At 43.8% G+C, this 16,528-nt stretch carries 14 protein-coding genes; all 14 read right to left on the bottom strand.

The genetic code is table 11. From position 1 onward, the window contains the following. Nucleotides 1-37 precede the first annotated feature (37 nt). On the bottom strand, nt 38-1,075 hold the full coding sequence (locus J4N23_RS04815; RefSeq protein ID WP_207425892.1) for a GNAT family N-acetyltransferase: 1,038 nt from the start codon (nt 1,073-1,075) through the stop codon (nt 38-40). Between the two features lie 51 nt (nt 1,076-1,126). After that, nucleotides 1,127-1,645, bottom strand: a complete 519-nt coding sequence (locus tag J4N23_RS04810) for a GNAT family N-acetyltransferase (protein WP_207425891.1) — start codon at nt 1,643-1,645, stop codon at nt 1,127-1,129. Further along, nucleotides 1,645-2,616 (bottom strand): hypothetical protein, encoded by a 972-nt coding sequence (locus tag J4N23_RS04805; RefSeq protein WP_207425890.1) that lies wholly within the window; start codon nt 2,614-2,616, stop codon nt 1,645-1,647. The genes J4N23_RS04810 and J4N23_RS04805 overlap by 1 nt, the downstream gene beginning before the upstream one ends. A gap of 28 nt (nt 2,617-2,644) precedes the next feature. Beyond that, nucleotides 2,645-3,448, bottom strand: a complete 804-nt coding sequence (locus J4N23_RS04800; protein WP_207425889.1) for a phytanoyl-CoA dioxygenase family protein — start codon at nt 3,446-3,448, stop codon at nt 2,645-2,647. 62 nt (nt 3,449-3,510) lie between these two features. Continuing rightward, the gene (locus J4N23_RS04795) at nt 3,511-4,560 is read right to left on the bottom strand and encodes a GNAT family N-acetyltransferase (RefSeq protein WP_207425888.1); all 1,050 of its coding nucleotides are present in this window, start codon (nt 4,558-4,560) and stop codon (nt 3,511-3,513) included. A 73-nt stretch (nt 4,561-4,633) separates the two neighbouring features. Continuing rightward, the gene (locus tag J4N23_RS04790; RefSeq protein ID WP_207425887.1) at nt 4,634-5,776 is read right to left on the bottom strand and encodes a glycosyltransferase family 4 protein; all 1,143 of its coding nucleotides are present in this window, start codon (nt 5,774-5,776) and stop codon (nt 4,634-4,636) included. Nucleotides 5,777-5,897: 121 nt separating this feature from the next. Further along, entirely contained in the window at nt 5,898-7,307 is a 1,410-nt protein-coding gene (locus J4N23_RS04785) for a polysaccharide lyase family 1 protein (RefSeq protein WP_207425886.1), read from the bottom strand. A 537-nt stretch (nt 7,308-7,844) separates the two neighbouring features. Next, nucleotides 7,845-8,936, bottom strand: coding sequence for an NAD-dependent epimerase (locus tag J4N23_RS04780; RefSeq protein ID WP_207425885.1), 1,092 nt, complete (start codon nt 8,934-8,936; stop codon nt 7,845-7,847). 120 nt (nt 8,937-9,056) lie between these two features. Beyond that, nucleotides 9,057-10,895, bottom strand: a complete 1,839-nt coding sequence (gene asnB, locus J4N23_RS04775) for an asparagine synthase (glutamine-hydrolyzing) (RefSeq protein WP_207425884.1) — start codon at nt 10,893-10,895, stop codon at nt 9,057-9,059. A 40-nt stretch (nt 10,896-10,935) separates the two neighbouring features. Continuing rightward, entirely contained in the window at nt 10,936-12,030 is a 1,095-nt protein-coding gene (locus J4N23_RS04770; RefSeq protein WP_207425883.1) for a glycosyltransferase family 4 protein, read from the bottom strand. Between the two features lie 27 nt (nt 12,031-12,057). Further along, the gene (gene asnB / locus J4N23_RS04765) at nt 12,058-13,896 is read right to left on the bottom strand and encodes an asparagine synthase (glutamine-hydrolyzing) (protein WP_207425882.1); all 1,839 of its coding nucleotides are present in this window, start codon (nt 13,894-13,896) and stop codon (nt 12,058-12,060) included. A gap of 52 nt (nt 13,897-13,948) precedes the next feature. After that, nucleotides 13,949-15,004 carry a glycosyltransferase gene (locus J4N23_RS04760; protein ID WP_207425881.1) on the bottom strand — a complete coding sequence of 352 codons (1,056 nt, stop codon included), beginning with the start codon at nt 15,002-15,004 and terminating at the stop codon, nt 13,949-13,951. Nucleotides 15,005-15,042: 38 nt separating this feature from the next. Further along, the gene (locus tag J4N23_RS04755; protein ID WP_207425880.1) at nt 15,043-15,828 is read right to left on the bottom strand and encodes a glycosyltransferase; all 786 of its coding nucleotides are present in this window, start codon (nt 15,826-15,828) and stop codon (nt 15,043-15,045) included. Nucleotides 15,829-15,839: 11 nt separating this feature from the next. After that, nucleotides 15,840-16,523, bottom strand: coding sequence for a class I SAM-dependent methyltransferase (locus tag J4N23_RS04750; RefSeq protein WP_207425879.1), 684 nt, complete (start codon nt 16,521-16,523; stop codon nt 15,840-15,842). Between the last annotated feature and the right edge of the window lie 5 nt (nt 16,524-16,528).

The raw sequence follows: 16,528 nt of genomic DNA, 5'->3' as shown, positions 1-16,528 counted from the left end.
ATTTCAGGAAACCGGAACCACAGGGGGTATCCGATAGTTATTTTGTCACTTTCTCGTAGCGATATAAAGGGAAGTAATCCACAGTGCTCTCGTCAAGAAGACTGTGGGCGCTCACTAAATTCTTGTAAGCAGTACGGTCGGCAATATACCTCCAGCTGTAATAGGGCAGACAGTAATCAGAGAAACCTATCTTCCAGTGGAACAATGAGTCTTTTTTAAAACCCAGTCCACCGCCTAAATGGTAGAAATCCATTTTCAGTTCCCTCCCGATGATCGACACCTCATCTACAAGAAGCTTAGCCGGAGACTCGCTGAGATAAGCCGCTTTGGTGCCGATGAGATGCCCCTGAATAATCCCGTTGGTGAAGGTTACAAGTGTGCCGGATATTGCCTCCTGCCCGGCGTACACGAGGTACAGTTTGCTTTTATAATCCTCGGCACTCAGGAATCTTAAAAAATAATTTTCATCAAAATAGTATTGGTCTGCAGCCTGCAGCCTTTCCATATTTTCGGTGTAAATCCTGATAAAAGTAGCGACCTCTCCAATGGAGGAGGCCTCTTTCACCTGATATCCTTTTTGCCGCAGTTGCTTGACAGCAACAGAAACATTTTTCCTGTATTTGCCTGCCTGGTCTTTATAGCTGCTGCTCAGGTCGATTGCGACTATTTCGCCGTTGCTGTGAATTCCACCCAGCCTTTCGAGTAACGGGATTTGGTTGAAGAAAGGGTTCAACCTGGAGAACACCGAGACATAGTTGCCCTCATGTAGGAAGTCCAGAAAAGCATCGCGGAACCTTTTGAGTTCGGCGGCGCTCAATTTTTCCAGTGCTCGATCAGAAATGGGCCCAGAATAGCCGTAAACGGAGGTAAGATCAAATAGTCCGGTATTATAAATTTTCCTTTTAATAAGCGGAAACACGACGAGGAGTTCTTTCTCTTCAAAAACAAAGAGAAAGGGTTCTCCGCACTTATTTAGCGAGTGGTAAGTCCAGGTATGATAAAAATCATACTGGCTGCAACTTGTCACATACTTCTGCCATTTCTCCGGCTCGAGAATCGTAACGATCTGTATCATAAATTTAAAGTTGCTGTTGCAAGGAATTGGAGGAAAGGAAATCCGGACTAATCAATATTGCTCTACCAGTTTGTAGCGCTTATAGGCGTCCCTAAATCTAACCCGGGTAAGTTCCATAACAATGAAACCATCATGCTCTCCGGTAGGTTCAAAACCCATCCGGGTGTAGACGGCTACTCCTGGTAAATTGTCGGGTTTTACTTCAAGGCTGATTCTGGAAAGTTTAATCTTATTAAAGGCATAATTCATTAGCAAGCTGGTTGCCGCCTTGCCTATCCCCTTTCCCCATAAAGAAGGCTCACCGATGAAGATATGAAACTCTGCGCTTCTGTCTGCAATGTTCAAAAGCTGAATATTCCCCACATACTGATTGGTATTCTTCAGGCAAATAGCAAAGCGCTTTTCATTTTTCCGCTTGAGCACGTTCTGCAACCACTCCGTTTCCACCTCGACACTTATCTGCTCCTCCGCTTTGAATTTGGTATACGACCATACCTCCGGATTATTTCGCCAGCGGTAGGAAGTTTTGGCGTCTTCGACTGAAAGCGGTCTTAAATAAATAGCATTCATCACAATAGTTGGTTTATACAGGTTAAAATCCTTTTCATATCTGCTTCTGTGTAGCGATGGTCAATTGGCAGTGCGACAAGGTTGTCGGCCAGCCCGTATTCGAACATATCCTTCGTCGTCCACTCGAATACATTAGGCCAGTACGTTGGAACGAAAACTTTCCTGCTGATTAACTGCTGTTTCAAATCGGACTTATAATACAGAAAAGGATAGGCCATAGGTCCGTTGATTTCGTCGGCTTCTATGCGTAGCTGATTCCGATCCTTCAGAAACTCGTGCAGATATCTGAAATTATCTTCTCTTCTTTTCCTACAATACTGGTAGTCAATCCCAGAGAGGATTCGTTTTGTCAGTGAAGACATCTCCCGGATATTGTTATTGAAAAGGACACGATTGTTATTCACGAAATCGGTATATCCTTCTTCAATTCCTACGTCAATACTTTTAATCAGATGGGAGAACCTGTTAATGGAGGTGTCCGCTTTTAAGGCCAAGCGGATTAAGCCCGTCAAATGAAGGTAAGCCCCATCAGGTACTCCAAAAAACTTCCTACAAGAATAAAACGTATCAATATGAGAATGCGGGTTAGAAAAGAAAGCCTGACTATTGTCAATTATCAGATTCTTCACTTCCGAAGTTAGTTTCGCTACTGTTTTATCCTTTAATCCAAAGTAGTTGGTATAAACAAAGCACTCTTTCTCTCCGACATCAAAATCAATTATAGGATCGAGGTTGGGGTCGATATGGTAGTACTTCAACTCTACATTCAGCTTTTTAATAGGTTCCAGCAGCACATCGCAGGTGAAATACGGAAGATATATCGTCTCGTAACCCTTCACACGCAGAATGTATTCCAGACAGTTCCTGCCTGTATTCACCCCCAGCAAGGAGGGATAATATTCTTCGCCGGGAGGCAACTGAAGTTCAATATATCCCCCTATCGGCTTTTCCTTTAACTCAATATTTCTCATCTTACCCAGGTATCAAAAAGGAAAACAGTTAGCCCTGACCAGGCATGTACATTCTTTTGTGTGGAGGCTGATAGAACTCATAAAGGTTGGCGGGCACTCGTGCGTTATAGCCCAGCACCTGTCTTAGTTCTTCGTCCAAACCTTCGCCGTATTCATATCCCAGGTAGCGTGGATAGTCGAGCTGCTGTTTCATGAAAGGTCTGGAGAAGCCAATAGTTAAGGCTCGTCGAGGGATATCGGTGAAGTTTACTCCTGCAGCATGCCATAGGTGCGAATCAAAAAGAATGATGCTGCCTTTTTTTGCGATTGCCCTGGAAGCATTCTGATAAAAATAGTCGTCGTCAGGCCTTTCGTCCTTTAGGTGAGAGCCGTTCAACAAATAGGTTGCACCGTTATCTTCTGTAAAATCATCAAGAAGAACGATCATTTGGATCATCATCTTTAGATCGCCGGTAAAACTTCTGACATCGCGGTGGATCTTTTGAACGTACTGGTCGGAGCCTTTACTAACCATCACTCCTCCGAATGAATTCAACACATAGTTGCCATTGAAAAAACACTTCATCTCCTCATCGAAATACATTTTTTTCAAAAAATTCAACGCAAAATTATCCTTGTCTATCAGATGGTGCAGCGTCCCGTCGGTATTGGCTCCTATCCCGTTCATTACCTGGATATGCCTGCGCACCAGATAGGCTTCTTCCAGCGAATTGTTTATTTCCTCGAGTAAAGGAGCGTCAAGTACATTTTCATAGACGACCCAACCGTACTTGTAGATTAAACGATTGAAGTTCTCGGTCGTAGCTTCTGAGTAGTTAAGTTTATTTTCCATCGTCATTATTTGTTAACAGGTTTAATGAGAGATCTCGACAATTCAAACTTTAAATACAGGGTTTAGGAAATGGCGTCGGCCAGCTGAGCACTTCTGTACAGTGGGAAAAAGTTAGTTTTATCAGCCTGCTTCAATCCACATATCTCCACGAGGCTGTTATAAGCCTCCTGATCGCCGATGAACCGCCAGGTAAAGTCAAGCATGCTGGTATGTGAAAAGTAAGATTTAAACTGAAACAGAGAGTCTTCCCGGCCGCCCACACCTCCCCCAAGGTGAAAGTATTTAACACCCAAACGCCTCCCGATCTGACTAATCTCGTCTGTCAGCAACTTACTCGGCGAATCTTTCAGGTAGGCTTCTGAGGTGGCCGAAAGATGATTTCTGATTACATCCTTTGAATAAAAGACAATAGCGCCACATATGGGAGTTGCACTGTCGTAAATCATCAACAGTTTCGAGTTTTCTGCCGTCGTATCCAACAAGGTGGTAAAATACTCGCGGGTAAAAAAATAATGGTTTGAAGCGTTTACCCGCTTCATATTATCCCAGTACATTTCGCAGAAACACCGGATATCGTCCTGCGTCATTGTTTCCTTTATCACATAATTTTTCTTGCGCAGCTGTTTCACCTGTCGCAGCAGGCGTTTCTCGTAATTAGCATACTGTTCTTCCTGGGGAGTGGAAAGATCCATGTAGATGGTTTTTCCATTTTCATAGATTCCGCCTATCCTTTCAAGAAGTTTCCTCTGATTGATGAAAGGATTTAAACGGGAAAACACACAAATGCACTTTTCATGTTTCATGAAACTGATAAAAGCAGCTTTAAAGTTCTCCATCGTGCTTTCGGGCAAGCTTTCAAAACTTACATTACTAACAGGTCCGGCGTAACCGTACACAGAAGAAAAATCAAAGAAAGGGGAATCTTTAATTTTGCGCTTAATAAGAGGCAGGGCTATAAACACTTCCTCTTCCCCATACACATAAAGCAAAGGTTCTCCACTTTTATCCAAAACATGATAGTTCCAGCTGTGATACAGCTCCGTGTGGAGACTCCGGGAAATGAAGTGGTTCCATTTCTCCTTGGTCGAAATGATAAATTCCTGTTGAAGCATTGTAATAGTTGTTGGTTTGGTGACTTTAGGCAGGGTTGTAGGGCCAGCTAAATGTAGCCCAGGCAGGAGGATATTATTCCTCTAGTATCGCAAGCATCTGGTTATTCACTTTATGGACATCAAACCTGTCTTCCGCATAACTTCTACTATTCAGTCCGAAGATTAAGATATCGTGGCGGTTATTGATGAAGTACTCCATGTGATCTTTTAGGGCACTGACATTCTTGACAGGCACTAAAAATCCGTTCTGCTTACTATCGTCCGGATTAACGGTTTCTTTGCAACCTACTGAGTTAGAGGTAATAATTGGCCTTCCCATAGCCATCGCTTCCAGCATACACCTCGGTATTCCCTCTCCGTAATAAGAGGGCAACACTACTACAGAGGAAGCTCTGATCTCTGGCCGAACATCATCAATTTCTCCAAGGTAATTAATCGTGCCGTCGTTTTTAATCTGATCATAAAGCTCCCGGCTGATCGAATCAATGTTATCATCGTAAGATCCTACCAACTTGAACTCCGCTCCTGGATATTTCATTTTGATGGCCTTGGCAGCCTCATAATACTCGCGTATGCCTTTTGCGTTAATCAATCTTGAGATCATCAAAAAGCTAGCATTGCGAATGTCAGGCGGCGAATAGTCGTAGTGCGATAGGTCTACTCCTGAGCCATTAACAACAAAGGCCTGAGTACTTTTACCAATAATCTTGGAAGTTAAAAGCGTTTGGTAATCGTCTCGATTTTGAAAGATCACACGCAGCGTGCTGCTTCCTAAACTCAGCTTAAGGAGTTTTTTGGTGATCATTTTGACAAGCCCGGCTCTCGAACTCAAGTCCAGGAAGTTATACCCAAGGCCGGTAAGCATCGGCGTTATGCGATTGATTTTGCAGAGCCTGGCAACCAAGGCCCCATAAATAACCGGCTTGAAGGTATAAGGAAAAAACACATCGGGTTTAATGGAGCGGATCACCTGGTACAGGTTGTAGATGTATTTAAGATCAGAAGCTATGCTGACATTGCTGCCATGCAGGTCGTTCTCATAAATCCCTACCCCGGAATCAAGCAACTTTGCTCTTACGTGTTCCTGGTGGATTTTAGGAGTAAACACGTAGACTTTGTTCCGTTCAGCCAAGGCCTCAATCAGCTTTCCACGGAAATCTAAAAGAGAGCGCGACGAGTCGCAGGCTATCAGTATTTTTTTTCCTGAAGCTTCCATAGGTTTACTAAAGTTAGAGGTTCAAAAACTACTAAAGCTACCCGGAACACCGGATAGCTTTAGAAACAAAATAAGATTTGAATAAAGGAATTACTTCCTTGAAGATATCGGCTACTAAGAATTAGCGTGGACCAGCACCTGCAGATACTACCTGAGGAACATTAGCAGCCGCAACTAGCACGCTCTTGTACTCATACGGAGGAAGCCACGTTGAAGCAGAAGTAGTAATGTTATTGCTACCGCTGCCGCTGTAAATATTAGTGTTTGCACCACTAATGTAACCAGCCGGATAACCTTTGTAAGTAGTAGTGATCGGGCGATTGCTGTTAGCGAAGTAGTTATTATCCATCCGTACTGTACCGCCCGCAAGAGCCGCTACACCATATCCGCTGTTATTCTGGATATAATTGTTGAACATGTGGACGTAACCATATTTCATATCAGGTGCTCTTTCAGAGATGTTATAAAAGTGGTTGTTATGCAAGGTAATTTTCAGCTTGCCCCTGTCACTCTCATGTCCTGCGATACCACCACCAATCAGAAGAGGAATATGACTATCGCGGAACTTCGTCCAGGATACAGTAACATAGTTCGATTCTCTGGTAATATCGATTAAGCCGTCGTAATACTCCCAGCCGTGATTTCTGTCGGCAGAAAGTTCGCAATGGTCGATCCAAACGTGATGAGATGCAAATTTCACGTTGATACCGTCATTGTCATCTGTACCTACCCGTACATTTTGAATTTTCAAATTCTGAATGATCACATTCGACACCCCAAACACTTTGATTCCAACACCGTTGAGAGTAGCGCCTTTCAGGCCGATTATAGATTTATTAGATTTCACCTGTACGCTGCCGGTTCCGGTGATCGTTCCTGATACCTGGATGATCATTGGAGCAGAGGAAGCAGCTGCAGTTTTCAAAGCAGATAAGCTGGAAACAGTAACAGTCTGTCCGCCTTGCCCGCCCGTAGTTTTTCCATCTACCATAGCATAGCCGATTGGCGAATTAGTAGCTATTGGTGTTGAAGGAGCTGTCGGTGCCGGTGCGGGAGCAGCCGGTGCGGGAGTAGCTAAAGCAGTTCCGATTGTGTAGGTATACCTGCGTCCGTTCGTTCTCGGGTCAGTGTTGTCTGAAGCAGAGAAGTACAGACTAGTGCCCCAATGGCTGAAACGGCCCTTTCCGGTATTCCTGATCTCTTTGTGACTGGCATGTCCCGGGCCTAGTTCTTTTCCGTTCTCAAAAATCCTCACAACAGAGGCCGTAGGCTGTTTTTCAGAATCGGCGGTTGTTTTTAAATCTTGAACAAGCTCATAAGAATATCCTGCATCCTTGTACGCTTTCGTTACATTCAGCACCATCTCGCCAGCTGCCAGCGTAGTTGCTGAAACTGCTGTTTCGGTTTGATCGATAGCAGGTTCTAATGTTAACTCCTCCCCTTCATTTTTTTGACACTGACTAAATAGAATTACTGTTGCGAGTAATAAAGTCATTGATGAAATTTTCTTTACGAAATTCTTTCTGTTCATGTTTGTTTTTTAAAAGTACGACCCTGTAACGCAGCGATTTTCCAAAAGGATATATTGGAGAATCTTGAATTACTCGTACTTTTTTCGTATGAACAGACCCGGTATTGAAAGTAAAACCGGGAGTTTAATGTTTAATTAATTTCGATGTTAGAAAAAATCTTAAACAATTGTAACAGATTTGATATACTATACTTCATTTAGTATTGAAATAATTAAGACAGAAGCACCTACTCTTAAAAATATTTTTTCTTCAATTTTTTTTAAAAAAAGTTCAAAATACTTGTTCAAACATCCATGTTTGCTAACGAATAAGCGCGATCAACCCAGCTTTGTGTCATACTAACGTCAGTTTACAAACAGGAATTTGTAATGTTTCTATGACAAATTCCCATTTTTACTAATTCTTGCTTTTTTCCTTAAGATTCTACCATAAAATGCTGATTTTCAACAGTGTATAGTTTTTTCAAAAAGGCTAAAGTTGCGGGAAAAAACTTCTCAAACATTTCGCATCTGTTTTTCTAGACACTTTTACTCCATTTAGGCAGAAATTGGAGATGCCAGTTTCTCTTTTTTGGCGCTCTCGGCGTAAAAATTTACATACCACTCGACAAAACTTTTGATTCCGGAGTTTACAGAAACTGAAGGGCGGTAATCCAACACCCGCTCAAGTTCAGAAACGTCTGCCCAGGTTGCTGAAACGTCCCCATCCTGAAGTGGTTTGAAAACTTTTATTGCCTGAATACCGAGCTTCTTTTCCAGCTCTCCGATAAAGTCCATCAAATTAACCGACCTGCCCCGGCCGATATTGAAGACCCGGTAAGGTGCGGTCGAAGACGCCGGATCTGGATCTTCCCTATTCCACTCGGTATTGCTGGTAGCCGGATTCTCGAAAACCTTTACAATCCCTTTAACGATATCGTCTACATACGTAAAATCACGCATCATTTTACCATTATTGAAGATCTCGATAGGCCTACCTTCAAGGATTGCCTTAGTAAAAATAAAGAGCGCCATATCCGGCCTTCCCCAAGGACCGTAAACAGTAAAAAACCGGAGTCCTGTTGTCGGTAAATTGAATAAATGGCTGTAACAGTGAGCCATAAGCTCGTTACTCTTCTTTGTGGCAGCATAGAGAGACACGGGGTGATCGACGTTATCATGCGTAGAAAAAGGCATTTTTCCATTCAATCCATATACGCTCGAAGAGCTGGCGTACACCAAATGTTTGATCCTGTGATGCCTACTGCATTCAAGAATGTTCATAAATCCATTAATATTGGAGTCGATATAGGCTTGTGGATTTTGGAGGCTGTAGCGAACCCCCGCCTGAGCTGCCAGGTTGCATACTACGTCAAATTCACTCTTGATAAACAAGGATGACAAGCCTTCCCTATCCGTCAAGTCAAGCTTAATGAATTTATAGTTGGGATGGTAAAAACTCTGCTGCTCCTTACCATACGCAATCTGATTTCGGACGATTCCGGTATCAGCCAGACGGCCATACTTTAATTCGACATCATAATAATCATTGATATTGTCTAGGCCTACTACCTGATCACCTCGTTCTATCAGGCGTTTTACTAAATGGTAGCCGATAAAGCCGGCACTTCCGGTCACTAAAATTTTCATAGTTTTTTCCTGGTTTTTAAAAGATTGGCATGAATAAAAAAACAGACAGAATTTGGTTGTGAAATGCTACAAAGTGTAGATGTTTCCTACAATCAAGTGTGAAATTTTTGATCGTTGCTTTTACTGAAGATTTTTGTACCAGACCTCCAGAGCAAAAACACAGAAGATCATCTTGGCCCTTTTCTCTGCAGATACTGGAACCTTTTTTGTTAGCAGCGCTTTGATGAAGTCTTTCTTGATAATTTTCTCGTACAAAGTATTGGAACTGAGTAGGTAAGACTCAATAATTTCCTTCAAAGAGGTATCAACCCATTGTTTCAATGGCACCTCAAATCCCCGTTTAGGTTGTTGTATCAGCTCTGCTGGCAAATATCTTTTTGCAAGGTCCCTGAGGATGTACTTGGTAGTGATCGAATTGATTTTATAGGATTCATCCAGACCCGGCGCAAACTCTAACAGTTCCTTTGATAAAAAGGGGCTGCGGCCCTCCAGCGAGTTAGCCATAGTGGCAATGTCCATCTTGGGCAGTAGACCGCTGAACAGGATTGTTTGAAAATCCATCAGCAACAACTTATCCAGGGAAGACACGGAAAGGTTATTTACGCCGGTTAGGTTTTGAGTAATGTCGTGCAAAGCAGGCCGGTAGATAAATTGATTCTCAAAGCCAACAAAAATATCAGAGGAGGCTGAGCTGTAGAGTTTTAACGGATCTGAAAACCCTGCAAACTTTAACAAGCGATACATATAGTTGTACCGGCTTTTCTTTTCATTGGCCACAGGTAGAAACTTTATCAGCGTTTTTGCAGCAAGATGAGTGATAGAGGATGACTTAAAAAAATCAAAATGCCGGAAGGGTACATACCTCCTGTATCCTCCGAAAAGCTCATCAGCTCCATCTCCGTTTAAAACCACGGTGATATGCTTTTTAGCAGCCTTTGCCACATAATAACTCGGTATGGCTGAATTATCACAAAAAGGTTCTCCATAATTTATCAGCAGCTCTTCGATTTCATTCTGAAGATCAGAAAAAGAGATGTCGACAACAGTATGATCCGTTCCATATCTCTCCGAAACTTTCTGCGCAAGGGACGACTCATCATAAGCGCCCTCCATCCGAACCGTAAAGGTTTTCAACGACCTGCTGTTAGCGGCTGCAATTGCAGTAACCAATCCACTGTCAATACCCCCGCTTAGAAAAGAACCTACGTCAAGATCTGAACTGTCCAATCGCCGCTTTACCGCGATATTCAGTTTATGATCAAGTTGATCAAGAGCCTCATGGTAGGAGATGTTGTGCTTCTTATTATAGCTGTTCTCAATGCTGTACCATTGAATATCAGTAGAATGACCGGTTGTGGTATCCACTTTCAGGTAGTGTCCATTCTCCAGCTCTTTGACGTGGATATAGGGAGTAGCTTTACGATAATAATAGCCGAGGTATAAATAATCAGCAACAGATTCATAGTTGATCTGCGGTTTCATCACCCGATAAAGGATATTTAGTTCCGAAGAAAAGGCAAGCTTTTTCCCATCGTTGTAAACATAAAGCGGCTTTTTCCCTGCCCGGTCACGAGCCAGATACAAACTATGATTGCGTGAATCGTACAGTGCGAAGGCAAACATGCCGTCAAAATCGTCCAGCATTCTGATGCCCAAAAGTTCAAACAACAGCAGGATGGTTCTCGTGTCGGAATTCGATTCGGATTTCAAACCGTACTTGTCACGCAACTCCAGGTGATTATATATCTCGCCGTTGAAGACGAGGTAAAGGCCGTTATACTCCATCGGCTGCTTCCCCCCCAGGCCCAGATCCTGAATGGCCAGGCGCGTATGAAACAATTCCGTGTTGTCACAGCTTATGGAGGCCTGCTCATCAGGACCGCGATGAAAAAGACCGTCGAAAATTTCTGCCCTTTGAGGAGAAACTTTATGATTTAGCGTTCCGAATATCCCACACATATTGGTTGGTTAAAAAGGTTGTATAGTCAGAGCTCGACCTTTAAGCCACATGAGCAGCCGGAAGATCGATCTTTCTAAACCGGTTGATAACGCTCAGCCACGAATTCATTACAATCCGTTCGGAGAAGTTCTGTTCTACGTATTTCCTTCCGTTCTGACCCAGTTCTTCCCGTTCGGCCGACGGCATTTTCATCAGTTCGGCCATTCTTATTGCCATGCAATACGGATCTCTCAAATTGGTGCAGAATCCGCAGTTGGATGATCTGACAAGGTCTTTAACCCCTCCCACTCCGGTAGCGACCACTGGTTTTGCATGAGCCATAGCCTCCAGTACCGCATTAGGTGTACTTTCAGTGAATGAAGACATCACAAAACCATCCGCCTTCTGCAAGTAATCCGTGGCGTTTGTTCTAAAACCCTGCAGGAACACCTTATCCTCGATCTGAAGATCCCTTAACATCTCTTTTGGCCACTGCTGATCGTACAAATGACCGACAATATCAACCACAAAATTCTCTTTTTTCAACAGAGCGACGGCCTTGAACAAGGTCTGATAGTCTTTCTCGATCCGGAAATGTGCAATACAAACCCAATGAAAAGGATCAGCAGCCTCCCTGGATAAATGCACACTTCCAGCGGGAATCGTGATGGCGTTGTTTATTACGAAGCCCCCCTTGCGAATTAACTTCTGCTCTTCGAAGGACTTCTTCGAGAACTTTGAGTTGTAGACTACCGCATCATCAAATCTGGAAGTGAGCCGGAACGGAATAAGCCATTTTTTGGGAATCTCTGCAGCCCGGATAGAGGACACGAGGCTAAAGTTGAAGAAGAGCTTTAAAAGACGGGCAAAAATGATGGCAATAAACATAAACGCCACAGTAACTTCAGGGTTGAAAGCCTTCACTTCGCGGTGTAATTGGAGGAGATTGGAAAAAAAGTTGGTTCTCCAGCTCTTCAGATAGACCGCATCCAGACCCGCCCTATCCATATTAATATCACAAGTACCCTGAGGCAACAGGGATATGACAAGCACATCATTCATTTCTGACTTTAAAAACTGAGCCAGCTTGATAAGTTGCGTCTCTGCCCCTGCTTTCGTTAAAGCGGGGGTGATAAATAAAATTCGGTTTTTCATAGCAGATAAGATCAGATGAGCAGATAGTCAGACAAGGGAGAGTTCCCTCACTTGTTGCTTTTGCTGCTTTAACCATTGAGACAAAACCAATAGCTTCCAGATTTGCGGATAGCGGTTCCACTTCCCGGTCATATGTTCCTGTATGATTTCTTTGGTGCGATAAATATTTATACCCGGGATATTCCTGAGCTCGCTATCGCAGAGATTATCCAGCACATACTCTTTGAGCTCGTTCCTGAACCAGTCTTTAAAGGGCATCGTGAAACCCGCTTTTGGACGATCGAACAAAACTGCTGGAACATACTGATACAGTATATCCTTCAGTATCCTCTTTTGAACGTCGTTCTTAAATTTGAACCGGGTGGGAAGCGAGCGACTAAACTCGATCACCCGATAATCCATCAGGGGGGCTCTCGACTCTAAAGAAAAAGCCATAGAAGCTCGGTCCACTTTGGTATTTATATCGCCGTTAAGGTAGGTTTTGATATCAAAATCGCTCATTTGCTCAAGCAGCGGCTTTTTTGGATTCCGGAGCAAATAGCTGAATTCGTTTTGCAAACCCGAGTTTTGATTCAACACCCAGGAATTCTCAATGCCGCTGAACATCTTCATATACAGCATCTCTATCTTCTCAATCGAAATACCCAGGGCGATAAGTTTATGGGTATAATTAGGCGAGAGCTTTATCAGAGAGGCCATGCCGCCCCGAAAAGAAGCTGGTAATCGGAAAAGAGGAGAGACCAGTTTCACCCAATTGTACCTGGAATATCCAATGAACCCCTCGTCTCCCCCATCCCCGCTAAGGGCAACCGTTACATGTGAACGGGTATACTTGCTGAGCAGCAAACTCGGAATACCGCTTGAGTCGGCAAAGGGTTCATCATAGTAGTAAGAAAAGTTTTTGATCAGCTCAATTCCCTCGTCGTAGTTGCACTCGATGGTGTGATGATCTGTGCCCAGATGTTTGGCTACCTTTGCGGCATAAAGACTTTCGTCGAACCCTTTCTCGTTGAATTTGATGGAGAACGTTTTCACGCGGTCCACCATTCGGGAAGCAAGGGCAGCCACCAGAGACGAATCAATACCACCTGAAAGAAAAACACCGAGGGGCACGTCTGCATTCAAACGAATTTTTACGGCGTCTTGCAGCAAATTTTCCAGTGTAGCTTTTGCCTCATAATAGCTGCCCGTATACCTGTTGCTCCATTCATGATCGATGTCCCAGTATTTTTTAATCCGGAAGTCTTTGGAATACAGATCATAAATGAAGTAATGACCCGCCGAAAGCTTTTTCACCTCAGACCAGATGCAGCAGGGATCTGGAACATATCCCCAGAAGAAGTAGGCGTTAACCGCCTGCTGATCTAAAGTAAAGTGCTGACCAATAGTTAACTGAGAGGGCTGACTGGCAAACTCGAACTCGCCGCCCTGTTGGTGGTAATAAAAAGGCTTTTTACCGAATCTGTCGCGGGCGCCGAACAAGGTCTTCTTGCGACTGTCATAAATCACAAACGCGAACATTCCGTTGAAATACTCCAAACATGACTCGCCGTATTTCAGATAGGCCGCGCAGATAACCTCCGTGTCGGAATTGGTCCTGAAGGGGTAACCAGCCAGCTCCAGCTGTTTTCTGATCTCCCTGTAATTATAGATCTCCCCGTTAAAAACAATTTTAAGATGCTCGTAGCTGAAAGGCTGCCCTGAACGTTCGTCCAGATCGATAATGGCCAGCCGGTTATGCCCAAGAACCAGATCCGGCATATATTCATACGCAGAATAGTCTGGCCCTCTGAACCTTATTCTTTGTAGCTTTTCTTTAACTACCTCTTCAGGATACAAAATTGTAGAACCGTAGATACCACACATATAGATGAGATAAAAATGAGCAGTGATTATTTAACAGAAGGAAACGTAGGGCTTAAGCGATCAGGCTTTCATACTTCGCCACCACCTTATCAATCCCGAACCTGGCGATAACATCTTCCCTGATGGCCCGGTTGTCCCAACATTGGTTGCCAGCTATTATGGTTTTCACCCGAAAGTCATCCAGGTCATTTTGCTCGATGATGTAGCCGTTAAAGCCATTAGTGATGATGGCAGATATGCCGCTTACCCTAAATGAAACGACCGGAACTCCTACAGAAAGAGCTTCTACCACAGCATTGGGAAATCCCTCTGTAAAAGAAGTGAGCAGCATCAAGTCATGACCGGCAATAAAATCAGTGATACGAGCTACCTGTCCACACAATTCTACCCGATGTCTCAATCCCAATGCCCCGATCCTCGTTTCGAGCTCCTCCCGCAACGGTCCCTCTCCCACAATGTTTAGTGAATAATTCTCGGGAAGCTCCTTCATGATCTCAAGCAAACGAAGAAGCCCTTTTTCCCGGGCAAGGCGGGCTACTACGATCAGGCGTTTTTGTCGCCCAGCTTTGCTGGCTTTGATGATCTGGACAGGAATCACAGGATTTGGAATTACCACTAATTTATCGTTCGGGATACGATACCTGTTGCTTAGCGACCTTTTCACTTCGTCCGACTGGCACACGCCAACATCAATTCGTTTATAGGCTGTCCCAATTAGCATGTCTAGTAATTTTCCTTTTGAGCCTTCAAATGTTACCATCAGTTCCAGTACGTTAGCTTCCCTGCCGATTAAGAAGGGAATTTTTACAAAAAGTGAGATGAATGAAAGAAGCGCGTTGATGTGACCGCCAGTCGTGAACACAGCATGCGGTTTCTCCTTTTTTATCAGCCGGAATAGTTTAAAAAATGACCGGGAAACCCGGATGGTATTAAGATGTACAGTTCTGATGCCTTCGAGCTGTGGTGAAAAGAACGGATCACGGGAGTCCAGGAGAATGAGGCTGACATCATATTGCGACTTGTCGAAATACTGCGAAAGCAGCCAGAAAACCCGCTCAGACCCGCCCGCCCTTAGCGAACTTAGAATGAAATATACCTTTTTCTTCATCTGCGGAAGGTTTACATCATTTGACCAACAGCACGGGCTTAGTTAGCCCGACTCTGCTTCAAGCGATGGATAAAAGAATAGCAAAACAGTTTCGCCTTTACGGTGAGGTAGGCTTTCGGATTGGCTCGTAACAAGTCTTTCCCAAACTCTCTGAGATAAATGGAATAACCGTCCTTCATGTCCCCCGAATTCCTGATCAGGCCGAGGCGATTGGACAGGCGGTCTTCCCCCTCGTCGTCATACAAGCGCACTGGATGAGGATCGTAAAAAATTTTATACCCGGCACGGGCGATAGTTAGCCAGGTCACACTTTCATATCCTCTAAGATTGCGGAGCAAATACTGCTTTAAAACACTGGTGCGGCAGATCGGTAAATATTCACCAATGCTATTTTTGAGCAGGTCTGTATAATTTTTTTCACCCCTAAAGGATGAGTTGAACATCAAAGCTCCGTTCGACAACACCTTCGAACCGGAAAAAACGATGTCGTACCGCTTGTCCTCTACCAAGCGGATCAGGTGTGCCATTCCGCCTTTGTCCAGCAAATCATCTGAATCCAGCAGCATTACATACTCGTTCTGTGCAGTTAATATTCCAGTATTTTTTGCGACCGCAACTCCCTGGTTTACCGAATGCTTAACGTACTTAATCTTCCCGGCTTTTATATAGGGCTGCAGAAATCGGACGGTATGATCAGTTGAGCCGTCATCTACAACGATGATTTCGACAAGCGACAGATCTTCAGCCTGATTCAGTACGCTATCAATAGCCCGCTTCACTTTCAAAGCGCGGTTATAAGTAGGAATCACTACAGAAAACAACATGTTCAGATCAATTATTTAACTGCCACTCCAACCAGAATATATTTGGATCGTTGGGGTAAGATGTTATCAAGCACCGTATCTACTTTCCCGAAAACAGATCGTTGTTTTTCATTTCTTCCCATACAACCAAGGAAACCAATGCTTTTGTACTTGATGCTTTTGTAGGATGAGAAGACCTCGTTCAGCTCATCTATCTGCAAGTAATTCCAGCCTTTTGTTCCAAACTTGCGACGCAACGCTTTATGAAGAAAGCAGCCTTCCAGATTCTCTGCGAACAGCAGCTTTCCTCCGGGCTTCAAGGCTTTATAAATCTCGTCGGCAACCTTCTTTTTATTGTCATTCCTGTTTGCGCTGATTCCACCGAGGATAGACTTGAAAGTGACGATGTCGAAAAAGCTTTCATAAGGAATATTTGTGGCGTCCATCGCATGATAGGTGATGTTTTGCTGACAGTTGTATTTGGCGTGTATGAGCCGGGCATCAGGCTCAGGCCCGTCTACATCCGTACAAACCACATAGTTTTCACCCAAAGCCAACCATAAGGAAAGCCCTCCAAAACTAGCTCCAAGCTCCAGGCACTGGTATTTCTTACCCTTCAGCTCCACGTTTTCTCTCCAAAAGTCGAGAGCTTTAGACCAATTGATTACATCCCAGCGGATGATCTCTTTTTTGATCTCACTTTCTGATACAATCATTTCAA

Source organism: Pedobacter sp. SYSU D00535 (assembly GCF_017355855.1).
Taxonomy (GTDB): Bacteria; Bacteroidota; Bacteroidia; order Sphingobacteriales; family Sphingobacteriaceae; genus Desertivirga.
This window is presented reverse-complemented; position numbering and strand designations above follow the sequence as displayed.

Coding starts and splice junctions, on each gene's coding strand:
- asnB (WP_207425882.1), bottom strand. CDS start 13,896: ATGTGTGGTATCTACGGTTCTACAATTTTGTATCCTGAAGAGGTAGTT.
- J4N23_RS04805 (WP_207425890.1), bottom strand. CDS start 2,616: ATGAGAAATATTGAGTTAAAGGAAAAGCCGATAGGGGGATATATTGAA.
- J4N23_RS04770 (WP_207425883.1), bottom strand. CDS start 12,030: ATGAAAAACCGAATTTTATTTATCACCCCCGCTTTAACGAAAGCAGGG.
- J4N23_RS04750 (WP_207425879.1), bottom strand. CDS start 16,523: ATGATTGTATCAGAAAGTGAGATCAAAAAAGAGATCATCCGCTGGGAT.
- J4N23_RS04755 (WP_207425880.1), bottom strand. CDS start 15,828: ATGTTGTTTTCTGTAGTGATTCCTACTTATAACCGCGCTTTGAAAGTG.
- J4N23_RS04795 (WP_207425888.1), bottom strand. CDS start 4,560: ATGCTTCAACAGGAATTTATCATTTCGACCAAGGAGAAATGGAACCAC.
- J4N23_RS04810 (WP_207425891.1), bottom strand. CDS start 1,645: ATGAATGCTATTTATTTAAGACCGCTTTCAGTCGAAGACGCCAAAACT.
- J4N23_RS04785 (WP_207425886.1), bottom strand. CDS start 7,307: ATGAACAGAAAGAATTTCGTAAAGAAAATTTCATCAATGACTTTATTA.
- J4N23_RS04815 (WP_207425892.1), bottom strand. CDS start 1,075: ATGATACAGATCGTTACGATTCTCGAGCCGGAGAAATGGCAGAAGTAT.
- J4N23_RS04800 (WP_207425889.1), bottom strand. CDS start 3,448: ATGGAAAATAAACTTAACTACTCAGAAGCTACGACCGAGAACTTCAAT.
- J4N23_RS04790 (WP_207425887.1), bottom strand. CDS start 5,776: ATGGAAGCTTCAGGAAAAAAAATACTGATAGCCTGCGACTCGTCGCGC.
- J4N23_RS04780 (WP_207425885.1), bottom strand. CDS start 8,936: ATGAAAATTTTAGTGACCGGAAGTGCCGGCTTTATCGGCTACCATTTA.
- asnB (WP_207425884.1), bottom strand. CDS start 10,895: ATGTGTGGGATATTCGGAACGCTAAATCATAAAGTTTCTCCTCAAAGG.
- J4N23_RS04760 (WP_207425881.1), bottom strand. CDS start 15,004: ATGAAGAAAAAGGTATATTTCATTCTAAGTTCGCTAAGGGCGGGCGGG.